Annotated in this window: 18 protein-coding genes; 7 read left to right on the top strand and 11 right to left on the bottom strand. The window is 58.7% G+C overall.

Annotated features, from left to right (window positions below):
• The first annotated feature begins 13 nt into the window (after positions 1-13).
• Both ELE36_RS14410 and ELE36_RS14405 read left to right on the top strand, forming a co-directional pair.
• Positions 14-556: an ECF-type sigma factor gene (locus ELE36_RS14410; RefSeq protein ID WP_129834469.1), complete on the top strand. Its 543-nt coding sequence runs from the start codon at positions 14-16 to the stop codon at positions 554-556.
• Between the two features lie 47 nt (positions 557-603).
• Positions 604-3,438 (top strand): serine/threonine-protein kinase, encoded by a 2,835-nt coding sequence (locus ELE36_RS14405; protein ID WP_129834467.1) that lies wholly within the window; start codon positions 604-606, stop codon positions 3,436-3,438.
• 51 nt (positions 3,439-3,489) lie between these two features.
• Here the strand turns inward: ELE36_RS14405 and ELE36_RS14400 are convergent, their stop codons facing one another.
• From ELE36_RS14400 to ELE36_RS14385, 4 genes are all read right to left on the bottom strand, one after another.
• Positions 3,490-4,344, bottom strand: a complete 855-nt coding sequence (locus ELE36_RS14400) for a hypothetical protein (RefSeq protein WP_129834465.1) — start codon at positions 4,342-4,344, stop codon at positions 3,490-3,492.
• Between the two features lie 159 nt (positions 4,345-4,503).
• Positions 4,504-6,441: a hypothetical protein gene (locus ELE36_RS14395; RefSeq protein ID WP_129834463.1), complete on the bottom strand. Its 1,938-nt coding sequence runs from the start codon at positions 6,439-6,441 to the stop codon at positions 4,504-4,506.
• A gap of 104 nt (positions 6,442-6,545) precedes the next feature.
• Complete coding sequence (locus tag ELE36_RS14390) at positions 6,546-8,468, bottom strand: hypothetical protein (RefSeq protein ID WP_129834461.1); 1,923 nt, start codon at positions 8,466-8,468, stop codon at positions 6,546-6,548.
• Positions 8,469-8,575: 107 nt separating this feature from the next.
• On the bottom strand, positions 8,576-10,489 hold the full coding sequence (locus ELE36_RS14385; RefSeq protein WP_129834459.1) for a hypothetical protein: 1,914 nt from the start codon (positions 10,487-10,489) through the stop codon (positions 8,576-8,578).
• A gap of 278 nt (positions 10,490-10,767) precedes the next feature.
• Here ELE36_RS14385 and ELE36_RS14380 point away from each other — a divergent pair, with 278 nt between their 5' ends.
• Positions 10,768-11,592, top strand: coding sequence for a hypothetical protein (locus tag ELE36_RS14380; RefSeq protein WP_165371623.1), 825 nt, complete (start codon positions 10,768-10,770; stop codon positions 11,590-11,592).
• A gap of 30 nt (positions 11,593-11,622) precedes the next feature.
• Here the strand turns inward: ELE36_RS14380 and ELE36_RS21035 are convergent, their stop codons facing one another.
• On the bottom strand, positions 11,623-11,757 hold the full coding sequence (locus ELE36_RS21035; RefSeq protein ID WP_277987052.1) for a hypothetical protein: 135 nt from the start codon (positions 11,755-11,757) through the stop codon (positions 11,623-11,625).
• On the opposite strand from ELE36_RS21035, the gene ELE36_RS14375 reads away from it, so the two are divergent.
• Entirely contained in the window at positions 11,756-13,141 is a 1,386-nt protein-coding gene (locus tag ELE36_RS14375) for an MBL fold metallo-hydrolase RNA specificity domain-containing protein (protein ID WP_129834455.1), read from the top strand. The genes ELE36_RS21035 and ELE36_RS14375 overlap by 2 nt on opposite strands.
• Before the next feature lie 151 nt (positions 13,142-13,292).
• Here ELE36_RS14375 and parC read toward each other — a convergent pair whose 3' ends face one another.
• A complete protein-coding gene (gene parC, locus ELE36_RS14370) occupies positions 13,293-15,533 on the bottom strand; it encodes a DNA topoisomerase IV subunit A (protein ID WP_129834453.1) in 2,241 nt (746 codons plus the stop codon).
• Between the two features lie 236 nt (positions 15,534-15,769).
• Complete coding sequence (locus ELE36_RS14365; protein ID WP_129834451.1) at positions 15,770-16,210, bottom strand: hypothetical protein; 441 nt, start codon at positions 16,208-16,210, stop codon at positions 15,770-15,772.
• Between the two features lie 116 nt (positions 16,211-16,326).
• On the opposite strand from ELE36_RS14365, the gene ELE36_RS14360 reads away from it, so the two are divergent.
• The 3 genes from ELE36_RS14360 to ELE36_RS14350 all read left to right on the top strand — a co-directional run bounded on the left by ELE36_RS14360 (position 16,327) and on the right by ELE36_RS14350 (position 21,078).
• On the top strand, positions 16,327-18,312 hold the full coding sequence (locus ELE36_RS14360; protein ID WP_129834449.1) for a winged helix-turn-helix domain-containing protein: 1,986 nt from the start codon (positions 16,327-16,329) through the stop codon (positions 18,310-18,312).
• 48 nt (positions 18,313-18,360) lie between these two features.
• A complete protein-coding gene (locus ELE36_RS14355; protein ID WP_129834447.1) occupies positions 18,361-19,527 on the top strand; it encodes an acyltransferase family protein in 1,167 nt (388 codons plus the stop codon).
• 144 nt (positions 19,528-19,671) lie between these two features.
• A complete protein-coding gene (locus ELE36_RS14350; RefSeq protein ID WP_129834445.1) occupies positions 19,672-21,078 on the top strand; it encodes a YeiH family protein in 1,407 nt (468 codons plus the stop codon).
• A gap of 287 nt (positions 21,079-21,365) precedes the next feature.
• Here the strand turns inward: ELE36_RS14350 and crcB are convergent, their stop codons facing one another.
• The 4 genes from crcB to tilS form a co-directional block, all read right to left on the bottom strand.
• On the bottom strand, positions 21,366-21,752 hold the full coding sequence (crcB, locus tag ELE36_RS14345; protein ID WP_129834443.1) for a fluoride efflux transporter CrcB: 387 nt from the start codon (positions 21,750-21,752) through the stop codon (positions 21,366-21,368).
• Between the two features lie 24 nt (positions 21,753-21,776).
• Positions 21,777-22,679 carry a (2E,6E)-farnesyl diphosphate synthase gene (ispA, locus tag ELE36_RS14340; protein ID WP_129834441.1) on the bottom strand — a complete coding sequence of 301 codons (903 nt, stop codon included), beginning with the start codon at positions 22,677-22,679 and terminating at the stop codon, positions 21,777-21,779.
• Positions 22,660-22,914 carry an exodeoxyribonuclease VII small subunit gene (locus ELE36_RS14335; RefSeq protein ID WP_129834439.1) on the bottom strand — a complete coding sequence of 85 codons (255 nt, stop codon included), beginning with the start codon at positions 22,912-22,914 and terminating at the stop codon, positions 22,660-22,662. Before ELE36_RS14335 ends, ispA begins: the two co-directional genes overlap by 20 nt.
• A 75-nt stretch (positions 22,915-22,989) precedes the next feature.
• Positions 22,990-24,312: a tRNA lysidine(34) synthetase TilS gene (gene tilS, locus ELE36_RS14330; protein ID WP_129834437.1), complete on the bottom strand. Its 1,323-nt coding sequence runs from the start codon at positions 24,310-24,312 to the stop codon at positions 22,990-22,992.
• Positions 24,313-24,633: the final 321 nt, after the last annotated feature.

Genomic DNA, 24,633 nt, shown 5'->3' with positions numbered 1-24,633 from the left:
GCGGAGATATTTCATGTCGGAATTGCCATCGGCAGCATCTCGATCGGTGTCATCTGTGCAACCCACCGATGCCTTGTTCAGCGGCGTGTATGCGCGTCTCAAGGCAATGGCCAGTCGGCAGCGCGCGCGTGTCGGCAGCGCCACGCTGAACACCACCGCACTCGTGCACGAGTTGTATCTGAAACTCAGCACAAGTCGCGAACTGAATTTTGAAACACCGGCGCAATTTTTCGATTATGCCGCGCAGGCCATGCGCCATATCCTGGTCGACCGCGCGCGCGAACGCATGAGCCTGAAACGCGGCGGCGAAATCATCATGGAAGACGAGGATGCCGTGATCCATCTCGCCGACGGCACCGCCGAACGTACCTTGCAACTCGACGATGCGCTGCGCCGCCTGGAACGCGACGATCCGCGTGCGGCGCGGCTGGTCGCGCTGCATTATTTCGCAGGCTTGTCGTTGCCGGAAATCGCCGCCCTGACCGGTGTTGCCACACGCACGCTGAATCGCGACTGGCGGTACGCGCGCGCCTTTTTGTATGAGCAAATCGGTTAGGTATGTCGCTACCGGCGGCTGTTTTTCGTTCTTGATCTAGAGGACACATGCAAACTGACGACGCCCATCCGCTGCCCGATACCGATTTCGCTGCTCGCGCTGGCGATACTTTGGCGCGCATGCGCGAATTGTTCGAACTGGTTGTCGAGCTTGATCCCGCGACGCGGTCGGCGTGGCTCGCGGCAAACGTGCCTGATGCCGAGGAGCGTATCGCGCTCGAACGATTGCTCGACGCGGATCAGTCCGAAGACGGTTACCTCGACATTTCCGCGGACGAACACGCGGCGCGCATGCTGGTCGAAGAACCATTGCGGCCGGATGGCCTGATCGGCCAGCGCATCGGTGTATTTCGTCTGACCCGACTGCTCGGCCAGGGTGGCATGGCGGCGGTATTTCTCGGCGAGCGTGAGGGGGCCGATTTTCATCAGCGCGTGGCGGTGAAGCTGTTGCGGCGCGGTCTGTATTCCGAGATTGAACAACGCTTGTTCCGCCGCGAGCGCCAACTGCTGGCGAGTCTGGAGCATCCCAACATTGCGCATCTGGTCGATGGCGGTGTGACCGGCGCGGGCATTCCGTATCTCGTGATCGAGTATGTCGACGGTCAGCCGATTACGCGGCACGCTGCCGAGCGACGTCTCGGTGTGCGCGAACGCCTCGAACTTTTCCTGATTGTCTGCCGCGCCGTCGAAGCGGCGCATCGCGCGTTGATCGTGCACCGCGACATCAAGCCGTCAAACATTCTCGTCGCCGACGATGGCACCGTGAAGCTGCTTGATTTCGGCATCGCCAAATTGCTCGAAGACGATGGTGAAAATGCGACCGTCGGTGTGTTCACGCCCGAGTACGCAGCACCCGAACAACTTGCCGGTGCGCCCATCACCACGGCTACCGATGTGTATGCGCTCGGCGTTCTGCTGCACGAGCTGCTGCTCGGGCTGCGGCCGCAAGGCAACCCCACGCGGCGACCTTCGTCGCTCGCCAGCGTGAATGGCGGCGAGCATGTGACGCTGCCCAAACCTGCGCTGCTGCCGCGCGCGTTACGTGGCGATCTCGACACGATTCTGCTGAAGTGTCTGGATACCGAACCGCCGCGCCGCTACACATCGGCCGGCGCGCTGGCTGATGATATCCAGCGTCATCTCGGGGGCAAACCGGTCGAAGCGCATCCGCCATCGCGCTGGTATCGCACGCGCAAATTCGTGCAGCGCCATCGTGGCAGCGTGGCAATCACGGCAATGTTTTTACTGGCGATCATTGCTGCGTTGGCTTTGGCTCTCTGGCAGGCCAAGGTCGCGCGCAGCGAGGCCAGCCGCGCGCGCGAAATCCAGGGATTTGTCGAGAGCCTGTTCCAGCCGCTGAGCGAGGGCACGGCGCCGGACAAGGCGCCGAGTCTGCAGGAATTGCTGCAACGTGGACTCGCGCGCGTCGACACGAGTTTCCACGATGACTTGCGCGCGCAGGCCGAATTGCTCGACATGTTTTCGCGCATCCAGGATCAGATCGGCGAGATCAAGAACAATCGCGAATTGTCCGAGCGCGCCTATCGCGTCACCGAAAGTCTGTACGGGCCGAACGATGTGCGCACGCTCGATACGCGTGAGAAACACGCACGGGTTTTGTATCGTCTCGGCGAGTTCGATACGGCCTTGAGCGAACTGAATAGCGTGCGCGCGGCGATGCAGGCCAACAGGATTAGCGGCACATCACTGGCGGCGGTACTCGAAGACATTGCGTTCGTGCGCAACGCCCAAGGTGCGAAAGATGACGAACTCATCGCGCTCAATCAGGAATCGTTGCAAGTGCGCCAGGCCGATCCCCAATCCACCGCGGAAAACCTCGGCGCCGGTTACAACAATCTGGCGCTGGCCTACGTGCATGCAAATCAACTCGAACGCGCACTGGAGTTGCTGCAGAAAGCGCACGATCTTTTTGTCCAGGCGAAGGGCGAAAGTTATGTCGCTGCCACGAGTCTGGCGAATATCGGCGGCGTGATGTTTCGCCTCGGCCGTCCACGCGAAGGCCTGCCGCCGCAGCTCGAAGCGCGCGCCATGTTCAAGCGCATCGGTATCGACAATCACCAGATGCTGGTTCAGATTTTGATGGGTCTGTGCGAAACCGAAACACAGCTCGAACTTAACGAACAGTCCGCTGCGAGCTGCGACGAAATGGTAACGATGACAGCGAAGGTGCTTGGCGAATCGCATCCGCGTTTTGTGCGCGCGCTAGTGATCCGCGCGAATGCGGAAATAGCCGCTGGGCATTTCGATACGGCCAGCGTCGATCTCGATCGTGCGCGCAAGATCGCGCCGACCATTCAAGGCGGTGGCACACCAGCGCTGCGGGCGATCGATCTCGCTGCGGCGAACATGGATCGGCTGCGCGGCGATTACGCAGCATTGCGCCAGCATCTGCTGCCATCGATCAGTGCTGCGCAAAGCAGTGGCGCGGCTACGGCGCCAAACGTGCTGGCGTGGTTTGCGCAGGCTTGTGAGCGCGCGCCGGGAGATGGCTGCAGCGCCGACAATGCGATACACGCACGAGAATCTCTGGCTGATGAAAAGTATGCGCATCATCCGCTTCGACTCACCGCGATCAACGCGCTGGCGCAAATCGATCTGTGGCACGGTAACGCGAAAAATGCGCTGACGGAAGTTCAGGATGCCATCGCCGTGACGCTACCCGAACTCGGCGAAAAACATAGCTGGATCGGCGAGGCGCATCTGCTGCTAGGCGATGCGCAGACCGCACTCGGTGATGTCGTTGCCGCCGCGCGCGAATACACCACGGCGGCAGCGATTCTCAGTGGATTGCCGCCCGATCATCGGCTACGAATGCTGGTTGAAAATCGCCTCGCATCAACACCGACGAAAGCCGGGCGTTGATACTTTTCTCAATACGACCGACAGGCGGCAGGTAGGTTTGCTTCGACAAACTCAGCGCGTGTCACTGCTGTTGAATCCTACAGTGCGATACCGAACTGCAAGACCTCCGGCCACCCCAAGCAAGCTGATCAATAGCAGTGTCGATAGCGGTGCGAATAGCGGTACCAAAACCGGCGTGGCATCAACCACCGGTGCGCGTGTGCATCCGTCGTACCAGGAATCGCTCACGCTCGCACCGTCCCAGTACTGGTCCGTGGCGGATTCCGGGTTGGAGGGTGGATCAAAAAAATTCGCACACAGTACGGCGCTGAGTTTATTCACCGGTACTGGCGGCGGCGCAGGCACCGGACCGGTAAGCCTGTTGCCGCCGATTACAAAACCAATCAGCGAATTCAGGCTGCTCAGATCAGGTGCGTTGCCGCTGAGAGTATTGTTCTGGATATCCAGGCTTTGCAATGCGGTGAGGCCGGACAATGAAGGAATAGGGCCGCTGAGCTGATTGTCTTCCGCTTCAATAAATTGCAAATTCACAAGCGCGGTCAGCGCGGGAATCGAGCCATGCAGGTGATTCTCTCCCACATCGAAATTCACCAGCGCGGTGAGTGCCGAAATATCGGGGAGTATGCCCGACAAATTATTGCCGGCCACGCTGATCTCGGTAACGTGGTCGCCGGCCACATCGCATTCGATTCCATACCATGTGCACTCGTTGGCGTTGGTTTCCCAACCCGTGTTGATCGACCATGAGCTGCCACCGGTATTTGCGTACAAGGCATCCAGAACGCTGCGTTCGGTGGTCGGAATCGCCGCTTGCACGGTCCCAATCGCGAATGCGGCGTATAGCGTGGTCAGCACCAAACGCGTTGGAGATTTTGCCGTATTAATATGTTTGTTCGGAGTTGCCATCGCGTTTCCTTGGTAATTGCACAGAGATGCAAAACCTGGCCTTGTGGCCTCAGGTATTTGCATGACGAAAGGCTCGTTACGGTGCCTGTTTCGAGGAACGTAATTTGCGCGTGTGCAGCGACATTCCTGACGCATGAAGATATGTAGTGGTCGTTGCGCTCAATACACGATCGAAATCGCGTCGCCAAAACCGTCCGCAAAAATACGCCCGGGGATTGGTCGCATCTCGTACGCACCGAGATCGTGCGGGCCGAAATTGTTCGGCACGGTGGGCACATCCTGATCGAAAGGTTTTCCCTCCAGATCAGTCAAATTGGAGATAGCAGTCGCAGAAAAATCGATCGCGGGCGAATGCGTCACATGGCCGTTCTGGACGAATGCCTTTAGCCGGTAATTGACATTTCTGGTATCGGTAAATAGCGGATCGCCGACAATGATCGATGGGCTGCTGGGCAAGGTGGTAATGTCGTTCGACAACACGTTTTTCACCACAATGTGCATTGGATCATTGACGTTGCCGGGCTGGTCGAGTGTGAGCAGGTTGGTTTCGTAGACGATACTGTCGTTCATGACGAGGTGGGAATTTGCATCGAGATAAATCAGATAATGTGGAAAGACCGGGCCGAATGAGAAAAAAATATTGCCCGCGATCGTGCAGTTTTGCAGCTCCACGACGGCGTATTCGGCAAGGATCAAATCTCCCGTGAACGAGTTGCTGGATACCAGGCAACTGGATAACGCCGCAACGGGATATGCGCTGGCATTGCCGGCGGCGCGGATCAGCTCGCCGCCTTGATTGTGCTGCAGGCTGATTCTTTCGCCGTTGAATAAACCGGCGCGAACAAAGATCGTGGCGCCACTGGTCGGAGTCGTATCCATTTGCTCGGCACGATTGGCGGTGAGCGCATTGCATGGTGCATCTGCTGCACAAACGACGGCGCCGAAAGTGGCGGGCGTTGCCGCACCGCACAGTGGCGGATTTGGCGCAGGCAGATTCATGTAGGTCGAGCTGCCGTGATCGGATTGTCCGCTGGCGCTGGCGTCGTCGCTGTAAATCGCCGCGCCGTCGGCCGCAGTGTTGTTATCGATACGAAAGTTATAGGCGCAAAACACCGCGTCAGAGGAACTCCCCGTCGAGTCTTCAAACGGTAGCAGATAGATCGCGCCACCAAGCGCCGAGGCATGATTGTTCTGCACATCGACCGGATGCTCGGCATTGCTCGTGAACAGTTGCACGACAGCATTTTGCGCGTTGCTCTGGGTCGCGCGAGCCGCAATGCCGCCGCCATAGACGGCGGAATTATTCGATACCACGCCCGCGCTGTCGTGGCCGGCCGAGCCGATATCCGCGCGCGCCGGGCCGATGATATGGATGCCGCCGCCATAGCCGCCGAGGGCCTGATTCGATCCGATCAGCGTCTGATCCGAAATCGCGATCAGCTGAGAATTGCCTTCCAGCAGGATGCCGCCGCCAGAGGTTGTAGCGACATTGTTGGTTACGAGCGAATTTTTCAACAGCGTGAGCGTGAGCGCTGAACTGCTCGGTGAATTCATGTTGATGCCACCGCCCGAATCGGCTTGGTTGGAATCGACTGTGGTGGTATCTAGCGTGAGCGCGCCGGAACCGTAGAAAAAAATCCCGCCGCCCTTGCCTGAGCCGTTGAGATTGCCGCCCGTGATGTCGAGATATTGCAGCGTGACGGTGCTGTTGCCGATGATCGAAATCACACTCGCGCCGAGCGTGCTCGAACCCGTGAGTGTGCGTAACGGTGCGGTCGGCACGGCACTGCCGCCGCCGTTTGCATTCTCCACACCGCACGCGGCGGCGCTGCCGATCAAGGACAAAGATTGGCCCGAGATCACGAGATGCTGGCCGGTGTAATTCCGTTCGCCGGTAATGTAAATTCTGGTGCCGGGGCAGGCTGCTGCATTGATCGCGGACTGGATATCGTTGTCGGTGCATTTGTTGTCGCTGGTCGTATTGCCGACATAGCGCGGCTGCGGTGGCACGCTGATCGAACACACTGCGCGCGCTTGTTGCACGCCGATCAGACACGCGCAAAAAATCAATAGCAGCATTCGCAGGATCATAAACATCGGCATTTCCTCAAGCAGACGCAACGTTGCGTGCATATATTTCGAGGAACGGAATTCGGCGACTCGCAGCGCCATTCCGAACACGCTGCGATGCGATTATCGGATCACTCGAAACCGTTGCTGAAAATCCGATCGAGCACGCCACCGAGCTGATATTCATACGCGCCGAGATCGCGTATGCCGGCGGAATTGGCGATACCGGGAATATCGACTACCCGCGGTTGACGATCAAAATCGCCGCTGCCGCCGTCCGCGCCGGTCGGTGCAAAATCGATCGCCGGCGAACCCGATAGCAGGTGGTAGTCGCTAGCGGCGCTGTTGACGAAATCCGGATCGGAATACAGCACGGTGGCATCAGTCGCGAATCTCGGGTCGTTCAAAATCAGGTATTGCGCGACGAGCGCGGCTGCCGGTGTCAGCACGCGTATCGATTCGTGCACGATGCTGCGTTGTAATGTGAGGCCGGTGTCGTATGCAAAAACCGTGTTGGTGGGAGCAGCAATATTGTCGTCTGCAAATGTGCAGCCATCGAAAGTTGCTGGTGCGCCTTGCAGCGAAACCAACGCGTTCGATACGGTGTTGTGATCGATCAGGCAATTGCTGAAAACGACATTGTCGCCGGTCGCGGAATTGCTACGTATGACACTCACGCCGGTGTTCTGCGACAGGCGCACGCGTTGTGCGTTGATGCTCGCCGCGCCGATAAAATCGATCGTTGCGGGGATCGTCTGTACGCTGCCGGATGCGACGAAATTTTGCGAGATCAGATTGCAGTTGCTGGCGCTCGAATCGCAATGCACACCACCGAGTGCGGCAACGTTTGCGAAACTGCATTGGCTATCGGCATCGGGGTTGATCAGCAAACGACCGCCGCCGTTGAGATAGATCGCGCTGCCGTATTGGCCGGAGCTGTTGCCGATCAGCGCGGCATCGAACAGGCATGCGCTGGCACGCGTCGAGCTGCCGCCGGACAGATAAATGCCGCCGCCAAAAACGGTGGCGGTATTGCTGTTTAGTGCAGTCGGAAATGCCGCATTGGTACTGAATAGACGCAGCATGCTATCGCCAGCGCTTGATGTGGCAATAGCGATACCGCCGCCGTAGTCGGCATGATTTGTCTGGATCGAGGCGGCCGGCAGAGCGATATCGGCAAACGTACTGCCCGAGTAGAAAATGCCACCGCCGGTACCGACATGCGTCGCCGTGTTCACCACCGAATTATCGTGGATTACAACATCGCCAGGTGCGGTCGCCACCGCGAGCAAATGCGTTGCTCCCGAGGCGAATATGCCACCACCGAACACCGTCGCCTGATTCGAAGAAATGTCGGTGGCGATGCCGGTGCTATTGGCGAGGATAAATTCAACATTGCTGATGGCCGAGCTCAAAACACTCACGCCGCCGCCCGCAAAGTCCGCGATGTTGTCATGGATGCTCGCGCCGTCAAGGCGCAAGGTACCGCTGCCGAAAAATGCCACACCGCCGCCGGCATCGCCGTGATTGGCATGAACTTCGACGTTTTGCAGGGTCAGTGATCCAGTGCCGTTGAAGGTCACACCGCCAGCGCTGGCGACGGTTCGGCTCGACGAATTGCCGCCACTGATTTCGAGATTCAACAACGCGACATTGCTGTTGCCGCTGATATCGATCACGTCCGTGCCTTGATTTGCACTGCCGTCGATTTTCACTTTCGCGACCGCTGCGTGAGCAGCGTCTGTGTCAGTTCGCGTGGTGCCGCCGGTATTGTTTATTCTGCAGTTGCCAGTATTGCCGATCAGCGTGAGCGATCGGTCGGTGATGATCAGATGTTCGGTCCAGCTCGGTCTGCCGCTGATGACGATATTCGGCGAGCACGTGGCTGTAGTGGAAACCGCGTTGATCGCTGTCTGGATCGCGGCGTAATTGCATTTGTTGTCGCTGCCGACATACAGCGTCGGATGCACGCCGCCGATGCAGCTGGCCTGCGCGTGATGGCCGAACGGGCAGGCGACTACTGCGATTAAAATCAAACGCGAAATGGCGAGCATGATGATTCCCGAATGCCTGCTAACGCATGGCTTGTTTCGAGGAACGAAATTCAACGATCGACAGCGACATTGCTAATCGCGAAATGATTGCATCGGCGCGACAACGATCAGTGCACTAGCGATACCGCGTCGCCGAATCCATCGCCGAAAACTCGGTCGAGAATCGGCTGCGCTTCATACGCGCCAAGATCGTGCGGCGTAGCAGTGCGCCAGAGTAGCGGCACCGCTTGATCCTCGGGATTGCCATCAAGGTCATCGCCGGGATTGCCGGCCGCCATGAAATCGATCGCCGGTGATGCAAGGATATTTCCGTTTTGCCGATAGGCGCGCAAGCGATAATTTCCGTTGGTGACATCGACGAACTTGGGATCGCCGCTCACCACGGTGCCGGGATGTGTGGTCAGCGTCGTGATGTCGTTCGACAAGATGTAGTCGATGTTCGAGCCGGAACTATTGGTGCGATCTAGCGTAGGTTTGCCAGGCTCGTAGATGATGCTTCTGAGCAAGGTCAGATACGAATTGTCGGTGATTTTGAAAACATGATCGGCGCCAATGCTGTTGTTGGCGAAGGTGGAATTCTCGATATCGAAAAATGCGCTCTCGCCAAGAATCAATTGTTGCGTGACTTGGTTGTCGGCAAGCAGCGAGCTGATCAGATCGGTGATGCCGCCATTGTTTATCGCGTGAATCACATAACCGCCGTTATTGTGCAGCAAGCTGATATGGCTGCCGAACACGCTGGCACCTGAGCCGGAAAAAATGATCGCTCGGTTAGTCGGATTGAGATTTGTATCCTGAGCGATATTGCCGGATAGCGCATTGCATGGTGCGTCGTCCGCACACGCGACCGCAGCAAAACCTGCGACCTCATCGCCATTGCAACCAGCCACCGAGTCGGTGTTCAAGTCGGCGATGCCACCAAAATCCACTCTGGCCGGATCGATGAAGGAATCCAGATAAATCGCAGCACCTTCGGCGGCCGAGTTGGCATCGATGCGAAAATTGAAAGCGCACACTTTTGCTGCCGAGCGGAAGCTGGAATTTTGATAAGGTTTGAGATAAATCGCGCCGCCATTGATCGATGCAATGTTGGCTTGAAGGTTTACCGGTCGCTGCGCATCCGTTGTGAACAAATTGACGACGGCGTCCTGATTGGCCGCGCTCGAACTGCCAAATGCGGCGATGCCACCGCCGTATGCCGCGGAGTTATTTGCGATCACGCCGGCGTTGTTTGTGCCGTGAGTATTATCTCCGGGGGAACCAATATCCGCGTGCGCCGGGCCGACGATGTAGAGGCCGCCGCCATAACCGTTGTTGGCGGTGTTGGAGAACAGCTGGGTCTGATTGGCGACGAGGATCAAATGGGTGTCGCCTTCGATGAGCACACCGCCACCCGAGACTGTCGCGACGTTGTTTTTGACCAGCGAGTTTGCCAGCAGCGTGAGTGTGGCGCTGCCGCTGGGTGCCATCGCGATGCCACCACCATAACTGGCCTGATTGGCGGAAATGGTCGAGGTATCCAACGTGAGCGAGCCCGCACCGCCAAAAAATATGCCGCCGCCGAAACCGGCGCGATTGCCGCCGCTGACCTGCAGAAATTTCAGCGTGACATTGCTGTTGCCGGTGATGCTGATCACGCTGGCGCTGGTCTGTCCTGCGCCGCTGATCGTCACTTTTGGCGCGGGTATGGCTTTATCGGGGATGTCACCCATGGCGGAGATGCCGGTTGTGCCACCGATGCCGCAACCACTACTGCTGCCGATCAAATTGAGCGATCGGTTGTCGATGCTCAGATGCTGCGCCGTCCACGCAATTTCGTTCGTGATCACGATATTCGGCGCGCACGTAGCGCTCGTTGACACGGCGCTGATCGCGGCCTGGATCGTGGCGTAATCGCACTGGTTGTCGCTGCCGACATAAAACGTCGGCGGCGGAACGCTCGGCAGACAATTCGCTATCGCTTGAGTCCAGCCGAGCAGGCACGCGCCGGAAAGTAGCAAAAATCGCAAAATCGTGAGCATGGAAAATCCTCGAAAACATCGCAGCAATGCGCTTGTGTCGAGGAACGGAATACAGCGGTTGGTAGCGCCATCGTCGAGGGCGAAAGAATTCTTTCGCAATAGTGATGACAGTGCATCGGCGATGCAGCATTGCGCTCTAACGAGTTCGCCAAGGATAAAGTTGCTACCAGGTCCCGAGCCGCTGCGCTCCGTGCGACGGCGGTCAGACACGCGAGTTGTGCTACTTTGCGTGCGTAAACATCGGATTCGTGTCTTTCCCTCACACTGGATATCTCGCAATGATTCGCATGGGCCAATTGCTTCTGCTCGCCGCCTTTTGGCTCGTTTTATTCCACGTTGCACCGTGCCTGGCTGATCCGGTGCCGGAAATGGTTCCGTTCCATTTACCGCCTCCCGCCAACACCCCTTTTAACGTCGATGCATATTTTCCCGGAACTGACTTGGGCATGTTTCAAGTCGATGTCGCCGACAATATAATCACGGCGCATTATCAAAATCTGTGCAGTTCCGGGTGTAAAAGTCCGTATTACGGGGTGCACACGCTGGATTTGCCGGCACTTGCCGCGGGAAGCTATATATTAAGGGTCGTACCTGCAGACATGCCAACGCAGCTTATCGCGCAATTCCCGCTCGATGTGGGTGGTGCGATACCGACTCCTCCAGCGCCGCAGCTGGTGACCGTTCCAGCGATACCGCAAGCCAATCAGTCATTTGTTGCCTACGGTTTCTTGGTCGTGCCGGGGGGAGTGGTACAGAGTGGGAGAGTGGGCTATGGCACCGTCTCAGGCAACATTATTACTGCGAACTTGCAATTTGGCTGCCCTTTTGAGTGTCCTCCGTGGACGCCGGGGCTGACCTACGGTCCTTTTCAGTTCAGCATGCCCGCACTCGCCGCCGGCACATACACAATCAATTTCGTCGACAGACGGTCAGGAGGGCAGGTAGTGGTGGCCCAACTCCCTCTCGTAATCGCTGCGGCACCCATTCCAGCATTGCATGGTGCGTGGTTGTATTCGTTGATCGCACTCTTGGCTATAGCGGGCTGTGTTGCAACGATGCGCCGCGATGCAGTTACCAAGCATTCTAGAAATCTCAGTAGCTGACGCAAAAAGCGTTCTTCCTCCGCATGCATATTAGACATAGGCGCTGAATTCTGCCCCGCAAAAGTGCGCCTGCACGAGGGCCAACTGTTCCAGCGAACGCTCACTAACCCGACCGCCTTCATTGCTGTTACCTTCAGCTTTTAATTGTGACGGGGTAACGATCATGCGGATCACTTTTAATGGTGCGGCGGGCGGCGAAGTTACGGGTTCATGTCATATGCTCGAAGCGTGTGGCAAACGCATCCTGCTCGACTGCGGCATGGTGCAGGGCAGTCGCGAAGCCGAGGCGCGCAACCTGGAGCCGTTTGCGTTCGATCCTGCGAGCATCGACGCGCTGGTGCTGAGCCATGCGCATATCGATCACATCGGTCGCGTGCCGCTGCTGGTCAAGCGCGGTTTTACCGGGCCGATCTTCGCCCAAGCAGCGACCTGCGATCTGCTACCGATCATGCTGCTGGATGCAGCATCACTGGCCGAGAACGCGGCGGATTTCGCCAATCGCGATCGCGTCGCCGGCACACCGGAAATACAACCGCTATACACCCGTGACGATGTGGCCGCGGCGCAGAAATTGTTGCGCCCGCTGCCTTATGAAATCGCCAACGAAATTCTCCCCGGCGTGACGCTGCGTCTGCATGACGCCGGCCATATTCTCGGCTCCAGCATCTTGGAATTGCGGGCGAGCGAATCCCCGCCCAGAACTCTGATTTTTTCCGGCGACATCGGCATGAAAGGCACGCCGATCTTGCGCGATCCGACGCCGGCGCCAGCGGCTGATCTGATCGTGATGGAGTCCACTTACGGTGATCGCAACCACAAGGATCGCGCTGCGACAGTGGCCGAGCTCGGATCGATTTTCGAGAAGGCACGCGCCGACGGCGGCAACGTTGTGATCCCGGCGTTCGCAGTGGGCCGCAGCCAGGAGTTGTTGTACTGGTTTGCTGAGCATTTCGACGACTGGAATCTTGCCGGCTGGAAGATTTTCCTCGACAGCCCGATGGCCGCCAAAGTGATGGGTGTTTACGATCATCACACGGAGTTGTTCGACACCGATGCCGCGAAAGTGTGGGCGGGACGGATCAAGCCGTTTGCGTTGCCGAACCTTCATGTCAGCGCAAGCGTTGAGGACAGCAAGGCGATCAATGCTGTGACGGGCGGCGCGATCATCATCGCCGGGTCAGGCATGGCCAATGGTGGTCGCGTTCGCCATCACATTGCGAACAATCTCGCCAAGCCAAACGCGCATGTATTGTTCGTCGGCTATCAGGCCGCGGGCACGCTCGGTCGCCTGCTGGTGAATGGTCTGACTCACGTCAAGCTGTTCGGTGCAGACATCCCGGTGCGGGCGCAAATTCATACTGTCGGTGGTCTCTCCGCGCATGCCGACCAACAAAGTCTGGTCGAGTGGTATGCCGCAAGTCCGAACCATCCACCGGTAGCTCTCGTGCATGGCGAGGATTCGGCGCGCAACGCGTTTTCGACGCTCTTGCACGACCGCTTCGGCACGACCGTCACGCTACCGCAATCCGGTATGACCCACGACATATGAGAACGACTGCGCGAAGCCAGCCTTCGTGCATCATGGATAGCGGGTATCCGACGATGCGCTTATCGCCAGAGAGAACGAGAGCGCAACGCCTTGCGATTGGCGCGCACCCGCGATTGCTGGTGCGGAGTTTTCTTGTTGTATTGAAACGACTCTAAGCGCTGGTTTCGATGCGCTCCACACGCTGGAATCCGCGTGGCAACAAACCGCCGCGTCCGGCGCGGTTGCCGCCGTATTCGACGAGGTCGTTCCACTTCAAAATCAGTTTGCGACTGCCGGCGTACAGTGTGACTTCGCCGCGGCTTTCCGTCACCACGGCGATGCCGACCAGGCGTTCGCCTTCGGCCAGTTTTGCCTTGGGAATCTCGATGAGTTTGTTACCTTTGCCGCCCTTGTCGAGTTCGGGCAATTCGGCGACCGAAAACATCAGCACATGGCCGCCGCTGGTGGCGACGACGATGCGATCGCGCGCGCTATCGGCGACCAGCGCTGGAAGTAGTACGCGCGCTTTATCGTCCATCGAGAGGATTTGCTTGCCGGCTTTTTTCTGCCCGACCAGCGCCTCAAAACTGATCACAAATCCGTAGCCGAGGTTTGATGCGAGCACGAGTTTCTGTTCGTTCTCGGCGGCGATCAGCGTATCGAAATGCGCGCCGGTCGGCAGGCTGAAACGTCCACTCAGCGGCTCGCCGTTGCCACGCGCCGAGGGCAAAGAATGTGCCGCCGCCGAATAACTGCGCCCGGTCGAATCGATGAACGCGACCTGCTGTGTGGTGCGTCCGCGTGTCGTCGCCAGCAGGCTGTCGCCATCGCGATAATTCAGGCTTGCACCATCGACATCATGACCTTTCGCCGCGCGCACCCAGCCTTTTTCGGACAGCACGATCGTCAGCGGTTCGGACACCACCAGCGCACTTTCGGCGAGTGCCTGCGACACCGCGCGTTCGACCAGTGGCGAGCGGCGCACGTCGCCGTATTTCAGCGCGTCGGCTTTCAGTTCATCCTTGATCAGCGTCTTCAGGCGCGCCTTGGAATTCAGCAGCACGTTGATGCGTGCGCGCTCTTCTTCGAGTTCGTCGCGCTCGCCATTGATTTTCATTTCTTCGAGACGCGCGAGCTGGCGCAAACGCGTTTCGAGAATGTAGTCGGTCTGCTCCTCGCTGAGCTTGAACCGCGCCATCAATACCGGTTTGGGTTCTTCCTCGGTGCGCACGATGCGGATGACTTCATCAAGATTCAAGAACGCGATGCGCAAGCCTTCGAGCAAGTGCAGGCGACGCTCGACCTTGGCCAGCCGATGCTGCAAACGACGCGTCACTGTATCGGTGCGGAAGCGCAGCCACTCGCTCAGGATCACCTTGAGATTCTTGACCTGCGGCCGGCCATCCAGCCCGATCATGTTGAGGTTGACGCGGAAACTTTTTTCCAGATCGGTGGTGGCGAAAAGATGCTGCATCATCTCGTCCACATCGACGCGATTTGAGCGCGGCACCAGCACGAGACGGATCGCGTTGAGATGATCCGATTCGTCGCGCAGGTCTTCCAGCATCGGCAGTTTTTTCGCGCGCATTTGCGCCGCGATCTGCTCGAGAATTTTCGACGGCGATACCTGATGCGGCAGCGCCGTGATGACGACGTTGCCATCTTCTTTCATATACATGCCACGCGCACGTACGCTGCCGCTGCCGGTTTCGTACATCGTCAGCAGCTCGCTGCGCGGCGAAATAATTTCTGCCGCAGTCGGATAATCCGGCGCCTGGATGTGCTCGCACAAATCGCGCACGGTCGCCTCGGGATCATCGAGCAGGCGAATGCACGCGCTCGCGACTTCACGCAAATTGTGCGGTGGAATATCGGTCGCCATGCCGACCGCAATGCCCATCGAACCGTTCAACAAAACATGCGGCACACGCGCCGGCAACCATGATGGTTCGTTCAAGGTGCCGTCGAAATTCGGCGTCCACTCGACCGTGCCTTGGCCGAGTTCCTGCAGCAGCAATTCCGCGATCGGCGTGAGCTTGGATTCCGTGTAGCGCATTGCCGCAAACGATTTCGGATCGTCCGGCGAACCGAAGTTGCCCTGACCATTCACCAGCGGATAACGATACGAGAACGGCTGCGCCATCAGCACCATCGCCTCGTAACACGCGCTGTCGCCGTGCGGATGGAATTTGCCGATCACGTCGCCGATCGTGCGTGCGGATTTTTTCGGCTTGGCGGTGGATTCCAGCCCAAGCTCGCTCATCGCATAAATGATGCGCCGCTGCACCGGCTTGAGCCCGTCGCCGATGAACGGCAGGGCGCGATCCAGCACCACATACATGGAGTAATCAAGGTAGGCGCGCTCGGCGTAATCCTTGAGCGGAATCTGTTCGAAGTTCGACTGGATGTTCATGGAATTCGCGATGAAGTTGACTCAGGGGCCAGCGCGCGCCGAAGCGCGGCTAGCCAATCGCGAATTGTGCCGGATTTAGGCGGTGGGGTTAAGGTTTGTTTGCGCGCGCCGCCAAGTTGACAGCGCGCGATGTGTATGGCGCCGGTTCCCACGCCCAAGATACCGACCAAAATTTGTATCGTTTTATCTCTTCTTTTACGATGAAAATCGATGCAGCAAATTGACATGTCTCGTGTTCATTGTGATTTCGTCGGTTCGACGATTGCCAAGGTTGGTAGCGATTGCGATCCATCACTCACGAACGCCACATCGCGATAGCCGTGCAGGCATTCGCGATGGGCGATGTGGATCAGGTGCTCACGTTCGGCGTGGATGCGCGATGCGTTGTTTGTATCCAGCAGGTCGGCCACGGCGCGCTGGCTGGGCACGCGTTCATTTTGGCAACTCACAACGATCCGTGCGTTGTCAGATACGGTGATCGAATTCAGTGCAGTGTGGGCGGTGTCCTGCGCGGCACAGATATTGGCGGCAGCGAGAGTCAGGACGGTGAGGCTGAGGCGTACAATATTCATGGTAAATCTCCGTTGGGTTTGGTGCATCGGCGCGGCATTGCGTCGGTGGAGAGAGATTCGCGCTTCATCCGATTGCATGCTTGATGCGATGGCGGGGAAGTCCATTGGTTAACGCCGGGAAAACCTTAGGAAATGCTTAGGGCGGTCTTTTTGAATGCACAACACATTGATCCGATGAATAATTTTCATTCGGTCGTCAATTTTGCTGAAACGGAGCGGGTATGACGGGAAGTGCGGCGGCAACAGGTTCGATCGTTTTCGATGCGGTCGAAATCGACGTTGCAGGACGGCGCCTGTTTGTCGATGGTGTCGAAACTCCACTCGAACCGAAGGCATTTGCCGTGCTATGCCTGCTCGCCAATCATCCGGGGCGCGCATTCGGCCGCGATGAAATTCTCGATGCGGTGTGGGGCCATCGTCATATCACCCCGGGCGTGCTCAATCGCGTCATTACGTTGATCCGCCAGGCGCTCGGTGAAAGCGCCAACGCCCATCAGTATCTGCACACACTGCATGGCGTCGGTTATCGCTTCGACGCGACGATCAAACCATCGCTGGTTGCAGACGATTTATCGCTGCCATCGGTGCAGGCCATCGTCGTTTCAGCTGCGACAAATACCGGCGTTACTCCACCCGCGGCTGTTGCTGTAACCGATTCCGTGGTCGAGCATGTCTTATCGCCAACGCGCACTCGGGCGACTCGCTCGCTTGGCATTTTCGCGCTGTTGGTGGTCGCCGCAATCATCACGTATTTCACCCTGCGTCACGCAGTGCCGGTGGCGACGAATACTGCGCCGGTGCTGGTGGTACTGCCGCTGCATCCGGTCGGCAATACGCCGGGCGATGCGGCACTCGCCGAAGGACTCAGCGAGGAACTGATCACTCGACTCGCGCATATCGAAGGCCTGCATTTGATCTCGCGCACCTCGGCGGCGCGTGCGCAGGAAGACAAGTTCGACCTCAATCAATTGAGCGAGCGGCTGCACGTTACGCACGCGCTCGAAGGCAGCTTGCGTCAATCCGGCGATCAGTTGCGTATCGATTTGCGCCTGATCGAAATCCCCGGCGGTCGAACCGCGTGGGCGCAGGATTTTGATCGCAAGTTTGCCGATGTGTTTTCGATCCAGCGCGAAATCGCGCAAGCCGTCGCGCAAGCAATGACACTGAAGCTCGGCCTTGCCAATGCTGTGACCGATGCGGGTGCCGAACCGCAATGGTTCCGCGATTACCTTGAGCTGCGCCGCAAATTGTGGGAGCCGAACAATATGCCGGAACATCCGGAATTGGTCGATAAGCTACATGCGCTGGTTGCGCGCGCGCCGAGTTATGCACGCGCGCATGGTTTGCTGGCGCGTGCGCTGGTGCAGGATCTGCGCGCAACATCGGTGACCGATGCTGTTCGCGCCGAGGCGGCAAGCGAAGCGGCGCGCGCGCTTGAGCTGGACCCCGATCAGATCGATGCGCACGTCGCATTGGCTTCATTGGCCTGGCGCGCCACCGACTGGCCGCGTTGCATGGAAGAATACCGGCGCATCCTCAATCTCGATCCGACCGATTCGATCTTGCGCGCGATCTACGCCGCCCGCCTCGCGGATCTGGGCTACGGCGAGCAAGCGCTGCATCAGGTCGAAATCGGCTTGATCTCCGATCCATTGAATTTTGAATCGAATTACCTGCGCGGATTTTTCCTCGACATGCTCGGTCGGCATGACGAGGCTAGACAATCGCTGGATGCGACCGCCGAGCTGCGCGCCGATATAACGCCGCTGCTGGTTTCGGCGCGCATGTTCAATGCCGTCTGGCGCCATGACTTTGCCGCTGCGCGCGAGTTTGCGCTGAGCACGCCGGCAAGCAGTCCTTATCGTGATGCCAATATCGCCGTGATCGACGCCTTGATCGATCCCACGCGCTGGCCGCAGGCACAGGCAAAACTCGAGAGTTCCGAACGCGTCACGGGACGCGATCACTTTGCGCGCCTGCTGCAACCGAATGCCGATAGTGCGACGCAGATCGCCATGCTCGAGAGAATATCGACGCTGCACACTTCGCCGTTTGGTTTTCTGCTGTGGATTCCAGAGTTCTCGGCCTTGCGCCAACACCCCGCTTTCCAGGATTTTCTGCGCCGCAAGCACATCATCGACTACTGGCGCAGTTACGGTTGGCCACCGCAGTGCAAGCCGGATGGCGATGGTGCGCGCTGCGCTTGATCCTGCGTGTGCGAACAACTACACAACGACCTTGGCAGACCAGGAAGCATGAAAACCGAATCCATCACGGAGAAATCCGCACATCGTCTACCCGGCCTCGATCTGCTGCGCGCCGTCGCGATTGTCTGGGTGATGCTGTTCCATTCCTACATCATCGGCGGGCTCGGCGAACATTTTTCGGTGCTCGAAAATTCCGGCTGGATGGGCGTCGATCTGTTCTTCGTGCTCAGCGGATATCTGATCGGATCGCAGTTGCTGAAACCGCTGAGTCGCGGTCAGCCGCTGGCGCTTGCGGATTTTTATCTGCGTCGTGCTTTTCGTGTATTGCCCGCGTTTTTTGTGGTGTTGGCGCTGTACTTCTGTTGGCCGGCATTTCGCGAAGCGCCGGGCATCCAGCCGACCTGGCAGTTCGTCACTTTCACGGTCAATTTCCTGATCGACTATCAGCATAACAAGGCGTTTTCGCATGTGTGGTCGCTGTGCGTCGAGGAACATTTTTACCTCGTGTTTCCGTGGCTGGCATGGTGGCTGACGCGGCGTCCGTCATTGAGAAAAGTCGTGATCGTGTGCATCGGTCTGGTGGCTGCCGGCATGCTGCTTCGCGGATATGTCTGGGTGCATGAACTCGCGCCGTTGCGTGATCTCGATGATGGTCGTTTTGGGCAGCATTTCGTCGAGGATATTTATTATCCGACGTATATGCGGCTCGACGGTTTGCTCGCGGGCGTGGTGCTGGCGACGATCAAAATCTACCGACCGATCTGGTGGCAGCGCGCGCAACAAAACGCGAATGCGCTGCTGCTGTTCGGCATCGTCGTGGTCGCCACATCGATCATCGTTTTTCAGGATCGATCCGGTTTGTTGGCAACAGTGATCGGTTATCCGCTGCTGTCGTTCGGTTTGATGTTGCTGGTCGCGGCGGGCGCGGATACGCAGGGCTGGCTCGGCAGGATTCGTATGCCCGGCGCGGGCTGGCTGGCGATGGTTTCGTATAGTCTGTATCTCACGCACAAGGCCGTGTACAAACTCATCGAGAACACGTTCGGTACTTCGCTGCAGGATCAAACATTGCTCGCATTCGCCGTCTATGCCGCAGCATCGTTGCTCGTCGCGGCCTTGCTGCATTACGCAGTTGAGCGGCCTTTCCTGCGCTTGCGCGAAACCCTATTCGCACGACCTAGGCGTGAGCAGATCGCCAAAACCGCAGTGACGTGATCCACCTCACACTCGGCAGAAATTTGCATATTCCCGCAAGTTACTTCTGCAGCGCGGGACGATGCGAGATAGTGCTGTATTCGATAGTCGCCTGATCGTCGGGCGATAGTCTGCGCCGGCATTTTTCAGCAACAGGGGTTCCCAATGTCCAATATCCGTTCATCCGATTCCAGTGCGATTCCGCTCGCCGCCGAGCGTGGCTGGCGCGTGCTTTTCGCCAAGGAAGACTGGTGGGCGATCTGGATCGGTCTAGGTCTCGTGATTGCCGCGGCGATTGCGTTCGAGTCGGGCGAGAGTCTGAAATGGATCGCGGTCACGCCACAGAAATGGTCGACCTTGAACGAGGCGTTCGCGCAACTCGGTGCCAACGCCGCACGTTATTTCGCGCTGCTGATCCTGTGGGTCGCGTTGTTCGGTTTCGGCGTGAAATCACTCGGCTTGCGCCTTGCCGAATTCGTGCCGGCGTTCGCCATCGTGTTTGTGATCTCGGCCTTGATCTACACGCTCGGTGCGTGGGATCAGGCCTCGCGCTACAACCTGGAGCCACCGCTGGTGGCGTTGCTGCTCGGTCTGCTGATCGCGAACACGGTGCGACTGCCGGACTGGTTTGTCACCGGCTTGCGCGTCGAGTTTTATGTCAAGACCGGCATCGTCCTGCTCGGCGCGGGATTGCCGTTCACGCTGATTCTCTGGGCCGGCCCGGTCGCGATTGCGCAGGCGGCGATCGTCTCGCTAGTGACGTTCGGCGTGATCTTTTTTGCGGCGGTAAAGTTCGGTCTGGATCGTCGCCTCGCAGCCACACTCGGCGCGGGCGGCGCGATCTGCGGCGTATCCGGCGCGATCGCGATTGCCGGAGCGGTCGGCGCGAAAAAAGAAGACGCACCGATCGCCATCACCTTGGTGATTTTCTGGGCGATCGTGATGATTTTTGTATTGCCGCTGGTATCGAAACAGCTCGGTCTTTCCACCGGTGTTGCGGGTGCGTGGATCGGCACGTCGGAGTTCGCCGATGCCGCCGGTTTTGCCGCCGCGCAAACGTACGGCGGTTACGCCGGACAGCCCGGTATCGCCGGCACGCCGGAAGCAGCCGTGCAGGCATTCACCCTCATGAAAGTGATCGGGCGCGATGTCTGGATCGGCGTGTGGGCGCTGATTCTCTCGATCATCGCTACGACACGTTGGGAATCGACCGGTGTACGTTCCGGCGTGAACGGCGGTGAAGTGTGGCGACGTTTTCCGAAGTTCGTGCTCGGCTTTTTTATAGCGTCACTGATCATCACACTGATCGCAAAAGGCTACAGCTACGATCAATACAAAAAAGCGCTCACGCTGGATCTGGTCGGCCCGCTGGTCGGCTTGCGTACGTGGGCGTTCACGTTTTGTTTTCTGAGCATCGGGCTCAGCACGCGTTTGCGTGACCTCGCGCGCGCCGGGGCAAAACCGTTCTACGCCTTCACGATCGGTGTGGCGGTCAATCTGCTGCTCGGCTACATTTTGTCGGCGATCGTGTTCGCGGATTTCTGGACGAAGCTCGGAAATCCGGCACCGTGAGTTGGGCGCATTCTGCAGTGAATAATATGACGACGAGTGTATCGCCGCGAATCGCCGCATGCGCCGACTGTTCGCATTTCCAGAATCACTCGCAGCATCTAGAAGCGAATATCCCCGGCCTGCGCATCATGGGTTCGGGCTTCAGCTCGGTGCGCGCGCAAGATGGATTATGCGCGCTGCATCAGCGCTATCTTTCGGCGCAGAGTTCGTGTCTGCAATTCTCCCTCCGCGATGCGGCCGGCAGGTAACTCGAAAAGCCGGATCGAGATTATTCGTTTCTCGACGTTCTACGCCTTGACCAAGAATTTCACGAGCATGAAACCGAGAAAAGTCATGCTCAGCGATCCGATCAAATGCGTCGAAATCACCGCGGCGGCCCAGCCGTATTGCTGACGCATCAACAGTAAAACTGTTTCGCCCGAGAACGCCGAGAACGTCGTCAGGCCGCCGCAAAATCCGGTGATCACGAACAACCGCAACTCGGATGGCAGTGACGGAAATTGCGTGAAATATCCGAGCGCGATGCCAATGATCAAACCGCCGATCAAGTTCACCGCCAAGGTGCCGAGCGGCAGGTTCGGCAATAACGGATTGAGCAGGATTGCGAGCAACCATCGCAGCAACGTGCCGATGGCGCCGCCGGTTGCTACCGCAAAAAATGCGAGAAATCCCATATCGTTTCCGTCGAGTACGGCGCTTTACGATTGTCGATCTGCGACAAATCGCGCGAGATCGTGCAGATGTTTTCCGGCCTCGCCGAGCGGTGCGATCGCGGCGAGCGCCTGGTCGGTGAGTTGCTGCAAACGCAGGCGCGATTCGTCGAGGCCTAGCAGGGCCGGGTAGGTCGGTTTGTCGCGTGCTTGATCGGCGCCCTGGCGTTTGCCGATGATAGCGGTATCGCCTTCGACATCGAGAATATCATCGCGAATCTGGAATGCGAGGCCGATGCAATAACCGTAAAGTTCGAGTGCAGCGCGCACGGCCTCATCACGATTGCCAGCGGCGAGTGCGCCGAGTTGCACCGAGGCGCGAATCAGCGCGCCGGTCTTGTGCGTGTGCATGCGCTCGAGTTGTTCGAGCGAGAGTTTTTTGCCGACCGCTTCGAGATCAAACGCCTGTCCGCCGGCCATGCCATGCGAGCCGCACGCCGCGGCCAGAATTCGCAGCATCTCGATATGCGCAAGCGGCTCGTGTCCGCTCGCATCGTGTGCGAGAACTTCGAAGGCCAGCGCCTGCAACGCATCGCCGGCGAGAATCGCGGTGGCCTCGCCGAACGCGATATGGCAGGTCGGTCGACCACGCCGCAAATCATCATCATCCATTGCCGGCAGATCATCGTGCACGAGTGAATAGGCGTGGATGATTTCCACCGCGGCTGCTGCGGCATCGAGTTTTTCGAGGCTGCCGCCGAGCGCTAAACCGGCGGCATACACCAGCAGCGGGCGCAACCGTTTGCCGCCGCCGAGCAACGCATAACGCATCGCGCGGTGCAGCGCTTCGGGTGGTTGGGTGTCGGCCGGTAGCAGACGCGCGAGTACGGCGTCGGCTTGCGCGCTCAGGCGCAACAACTCCGGCGTGAGATCAGGGCGTGTCGGGTTCAAAAGGCTGCGCGGTTTCGGGGGCGGCGGGATCGAGCAGCAGTTTCACACGCAGCTCGGCTTGCTCGAGTGCGCTCTGGCAATTGCGATACAGGCCGATGCCACGCTCGAAAGCCTTGAGCGAATCATCCAGGCTCAGATCGCCTTGTTCCATGCGTCCGACAAGTTGTTCAAGCTCGTCCAGCGAGTGCTCGAATTCGGCGATCTGATTAGGTTGTGCGGCGGCGGCTTTAGGCATGCCGCGAAAATTAACGCGTGTACGCGGTGCGGTCAATCAGAATCAACGCGCAGCGATCATTTTTTACGTTGACCCTCACGCAAAATCCGCTACTTGCCAGACCAATCGGCGCTGATGCGCGGCAAAAAATTCCGCACCCGCGTCGCTGATCCACAGATCGCCGACGGCGAGCAAGACCTTGCCGTGATACACGAGAGGAATGCGTCCGCGCTGCCACGGCGTGATGCCGGACTCCTGAAACAGCAGCCGCAGTTCGCGGGTATGCGTGTTGCCGACTGGCTTGAGCGATTCGCCACCGCGCCGAAAACGCACGAGCAAGATCGGCAACTCTGTCGCGTTATGCGCAATATTTTCCAAGGTCAGCTCACCGCAATGCGCGGGCAATCGCAAACGTTCGCCGCACCAGTCGGTGTGCCACTCTTCGTGCGGAACCTGCAGCGGCGGCATCGCGTACAGCAGGTCGCGATAACGGCGCATCTCGACACCGTTCCAGCGCACACACGGCAGACTTTGCGCGGCGGCCTCGCGCAGTTGTCGCTGCAATTCCAGCGCCTGCGCGTGAGTCGGTTCGGCCAAGCGCAGATCGCGCAACCACAAACGCAGCACCGGATCGCGCAGCGCCTCCGGCAAGTCCAGCCACTCGGCCCAGCGCAAGGTGGTCGGATCGAGGCCTCGCAGTTTTGCGAGCGCACGCCGCGCGTGATCGAGGATGAAATCCGCCGCGCTGCGATTCCATTGCGCGGTATGGCTCAGTGCGGTATCGCATTCGCGCCAGTGCTGGCGTAGCCGCGGCAGAATCTGGCGGCGGACGAAGTTGCGGCTCAGCGTTTCGTCGGCATTGCTCGGATCATCCAGCCAGTTGATGGCGTGTGTGTCGGCGTAATTTTTCAGCGCAGAGCGCGGCAACGATAGCAGTGGTCGCCAAAGTTGACCGCGCGCAAACGGCCGCAACGGGCGCATGCCACCGAGACCTTCCGGGCCGGCACCGCGCATAAGTTTGAGCAACACGGTTTCGCTTTGATCATCGCGATGCTGCGCGACGGCGAGCAGTTCGCCATCACCGAGTTGGTGCGCGAGTGCGGCGTAGCGCGCGCCGCGTGCGGCGGCTTCGAGGCCGTCGCCATTGGTCCGTGTCACTGCAACCGCGACTGACTCGAACGGCACCAATAGTGATTGCGCGAGCGCGCGACAATGCTCCACCCAGCACGAACTATCCGCATGCAGACCGTGATCGACATGCACCGTGCGCAGGCCGCGCGCGCACGCTTCGGGCAAGTTCGCGAGCGCGTGCAGCAAAACGCTGGAATCGAGCCCGCCGCTCAGCGCAACCACGATGGCATGACCCGGCGCATCGGCCAGCGCTTGTTTCAGGATCGCGATCAGCTTGTTTTCATTCATGTGCGGATCGTGCCAGAGACGACTGCAATCAGCACGTTTCGATGGAAATTCTTCTTCATGAAAGTGCGCATGAAGGCGGCAATCCGCGCCAAGGATATGACGCGCACCGACATCACGCAGTGCGATTGACACAAGCCTGGATCAAGCGCGCCGCTGCTTTACCAATTTGTTACAGCGCGAAAATTCACCGTTTTCGGCGCACTGTAAGGTGATTGTAATAATCAGTTCATACCATCTTCGGCCTGAGCGACCTGTGCGCCGCGACATTCGCTCGTCGTGGCAAGGCCGAGACGCGTTTTTGTTAGCCAATTCGACGGGGAA

This window comes from Pseudolysobacter antarcticus (assembly GCF_004168365.1).
In the GTDB taxonomy this organism is placed as follows: Bacteria; Pseudomonadota; Gammaproteobacteria; order Xanthomonadales; family Rhodanobacteraceae; genus Pseudolysobacter; species Pseudolysobacter antarcticus.
This window is presented reverse-complemented; position numbering and strand designations above follow the sequence as displayed.

Bases quoted from the DNA above. Each gene is read 5' to 3' on its own strand.
- ELE36_RS14365 (WP_129834451.1), bottom strand. From the start codon at position 16,210: ATGGACTTCCCCGCCATCGCATCAAGCATGCAATCGGATGAAGCGCGA.
- ELE36_RS14395 (WP_129834463.1), bottom strand. From the start codon at position 6,441: ATGTTTATGATCCTGCGAATGCTGCTATTGATTTTTTGCGCGTGTCTG.
- ELE36_RS14400 (WP_129834465.1), bottom strand. From the start codon at position 4,344: ATGGCAACTCCGAACAAACATATTAATACGGCAAAATCTCCAACGCGT.
- ELE36_RS14380 (WP_165371623.1), top strand. From the start codon at position 10,768: ATGATTCGCATGGGCCAATTGCTTCTGCTCGCCGCCTTTTGGCTCGTT.
- ELE36_RS14335 (WP_129834439.1), bottom strand. From the start codon at position 22,914: ATGCCTAAAGCCGCCGCCGCACAACCTAATCAGATCGCCGAATTCGAG.
- tilS (WP_129834437.1), bottom strand. From the start codon at position 24,312: ATGAATGAAAACAAGCTGATCGCGATCCTGAAACAAGCGCTGGCCGAT.
- ELE36_RS14355 (WP_129834447.1), top strand. From the start codon at position 18,361: ATGAAAACCGAATCCATCACGGAGAAATCCGCACATCGTCTACCCGGC.
- ELE36_RS14390 (WP_129834461.1), bottom strand. From the start codon at position 8,468: ATGCTCGCCATTTCGCGTTTGATTTTAATCGCAGTAGTCGCCTGCCCG.
- parC (WP_129834453.1), bottom strand. From the start codon at position 15,533: ATGAACATCCAGTCGAACTTCGAACAGATTCCGCTCAAGGATTACGCC.
- ELE36_RS14405 (WP_129834467.1), top strand. From the start codon at position 604: ATGCAAACTGACGACGCCCATCCGCTGCCCGATACCGATTTCGCTGCT.
- ELE36_RS14410 (WP_129834469.1), top strand. From the start codon at position 14: ATGTCGGAATTGCCATCGGCAGCATCTCGATCGGTGTCATCTGTGCAA.
- ELE36_RS14350 (WP_129834445.1), top strand. From the start codon at position 19,672: ATGTCCAATATCCGTTCATCCGATTCCAGTGCGATTCCGCTCGCCGCC.
- ELE36_RS21035 (WP_277987052.1), bottom strand. From the start codon at position 11,757: ATGATCGTTACCCCGTCACAATTAAAAGCTGAAGGTAACAGCAATGAA.
- ELE36_RS14360 (WP_129834449.1), top strand. From the start codon at position 16,327: ATGACGGGAAGTGCGGCGGCAACAGGTTCGATCGTTTTCGATGCGGTC.
- crcB (WP_129834443.1), bottom strand. From the start codon at position 21,752: ATGGGATTTCTCGCATTTTTTGCGGTAGCAACCGGCGGCGCCATCGGC.
- ELE36_RS14375 (WP_129834455.1), top strand. From the start codon at position 11,756: ATGCGGATCACTTTTAATGGTGCGGCGGGCGGCGAAGTTACGGGTTCA.
- ELE36_RS14385 (WP_129834459.1), bottom strand. From the start codon at position 10,489: ATGCTCACGATTTTGCGATTTTTGCTACTTTCCGGCGCGTGCCTGCTC.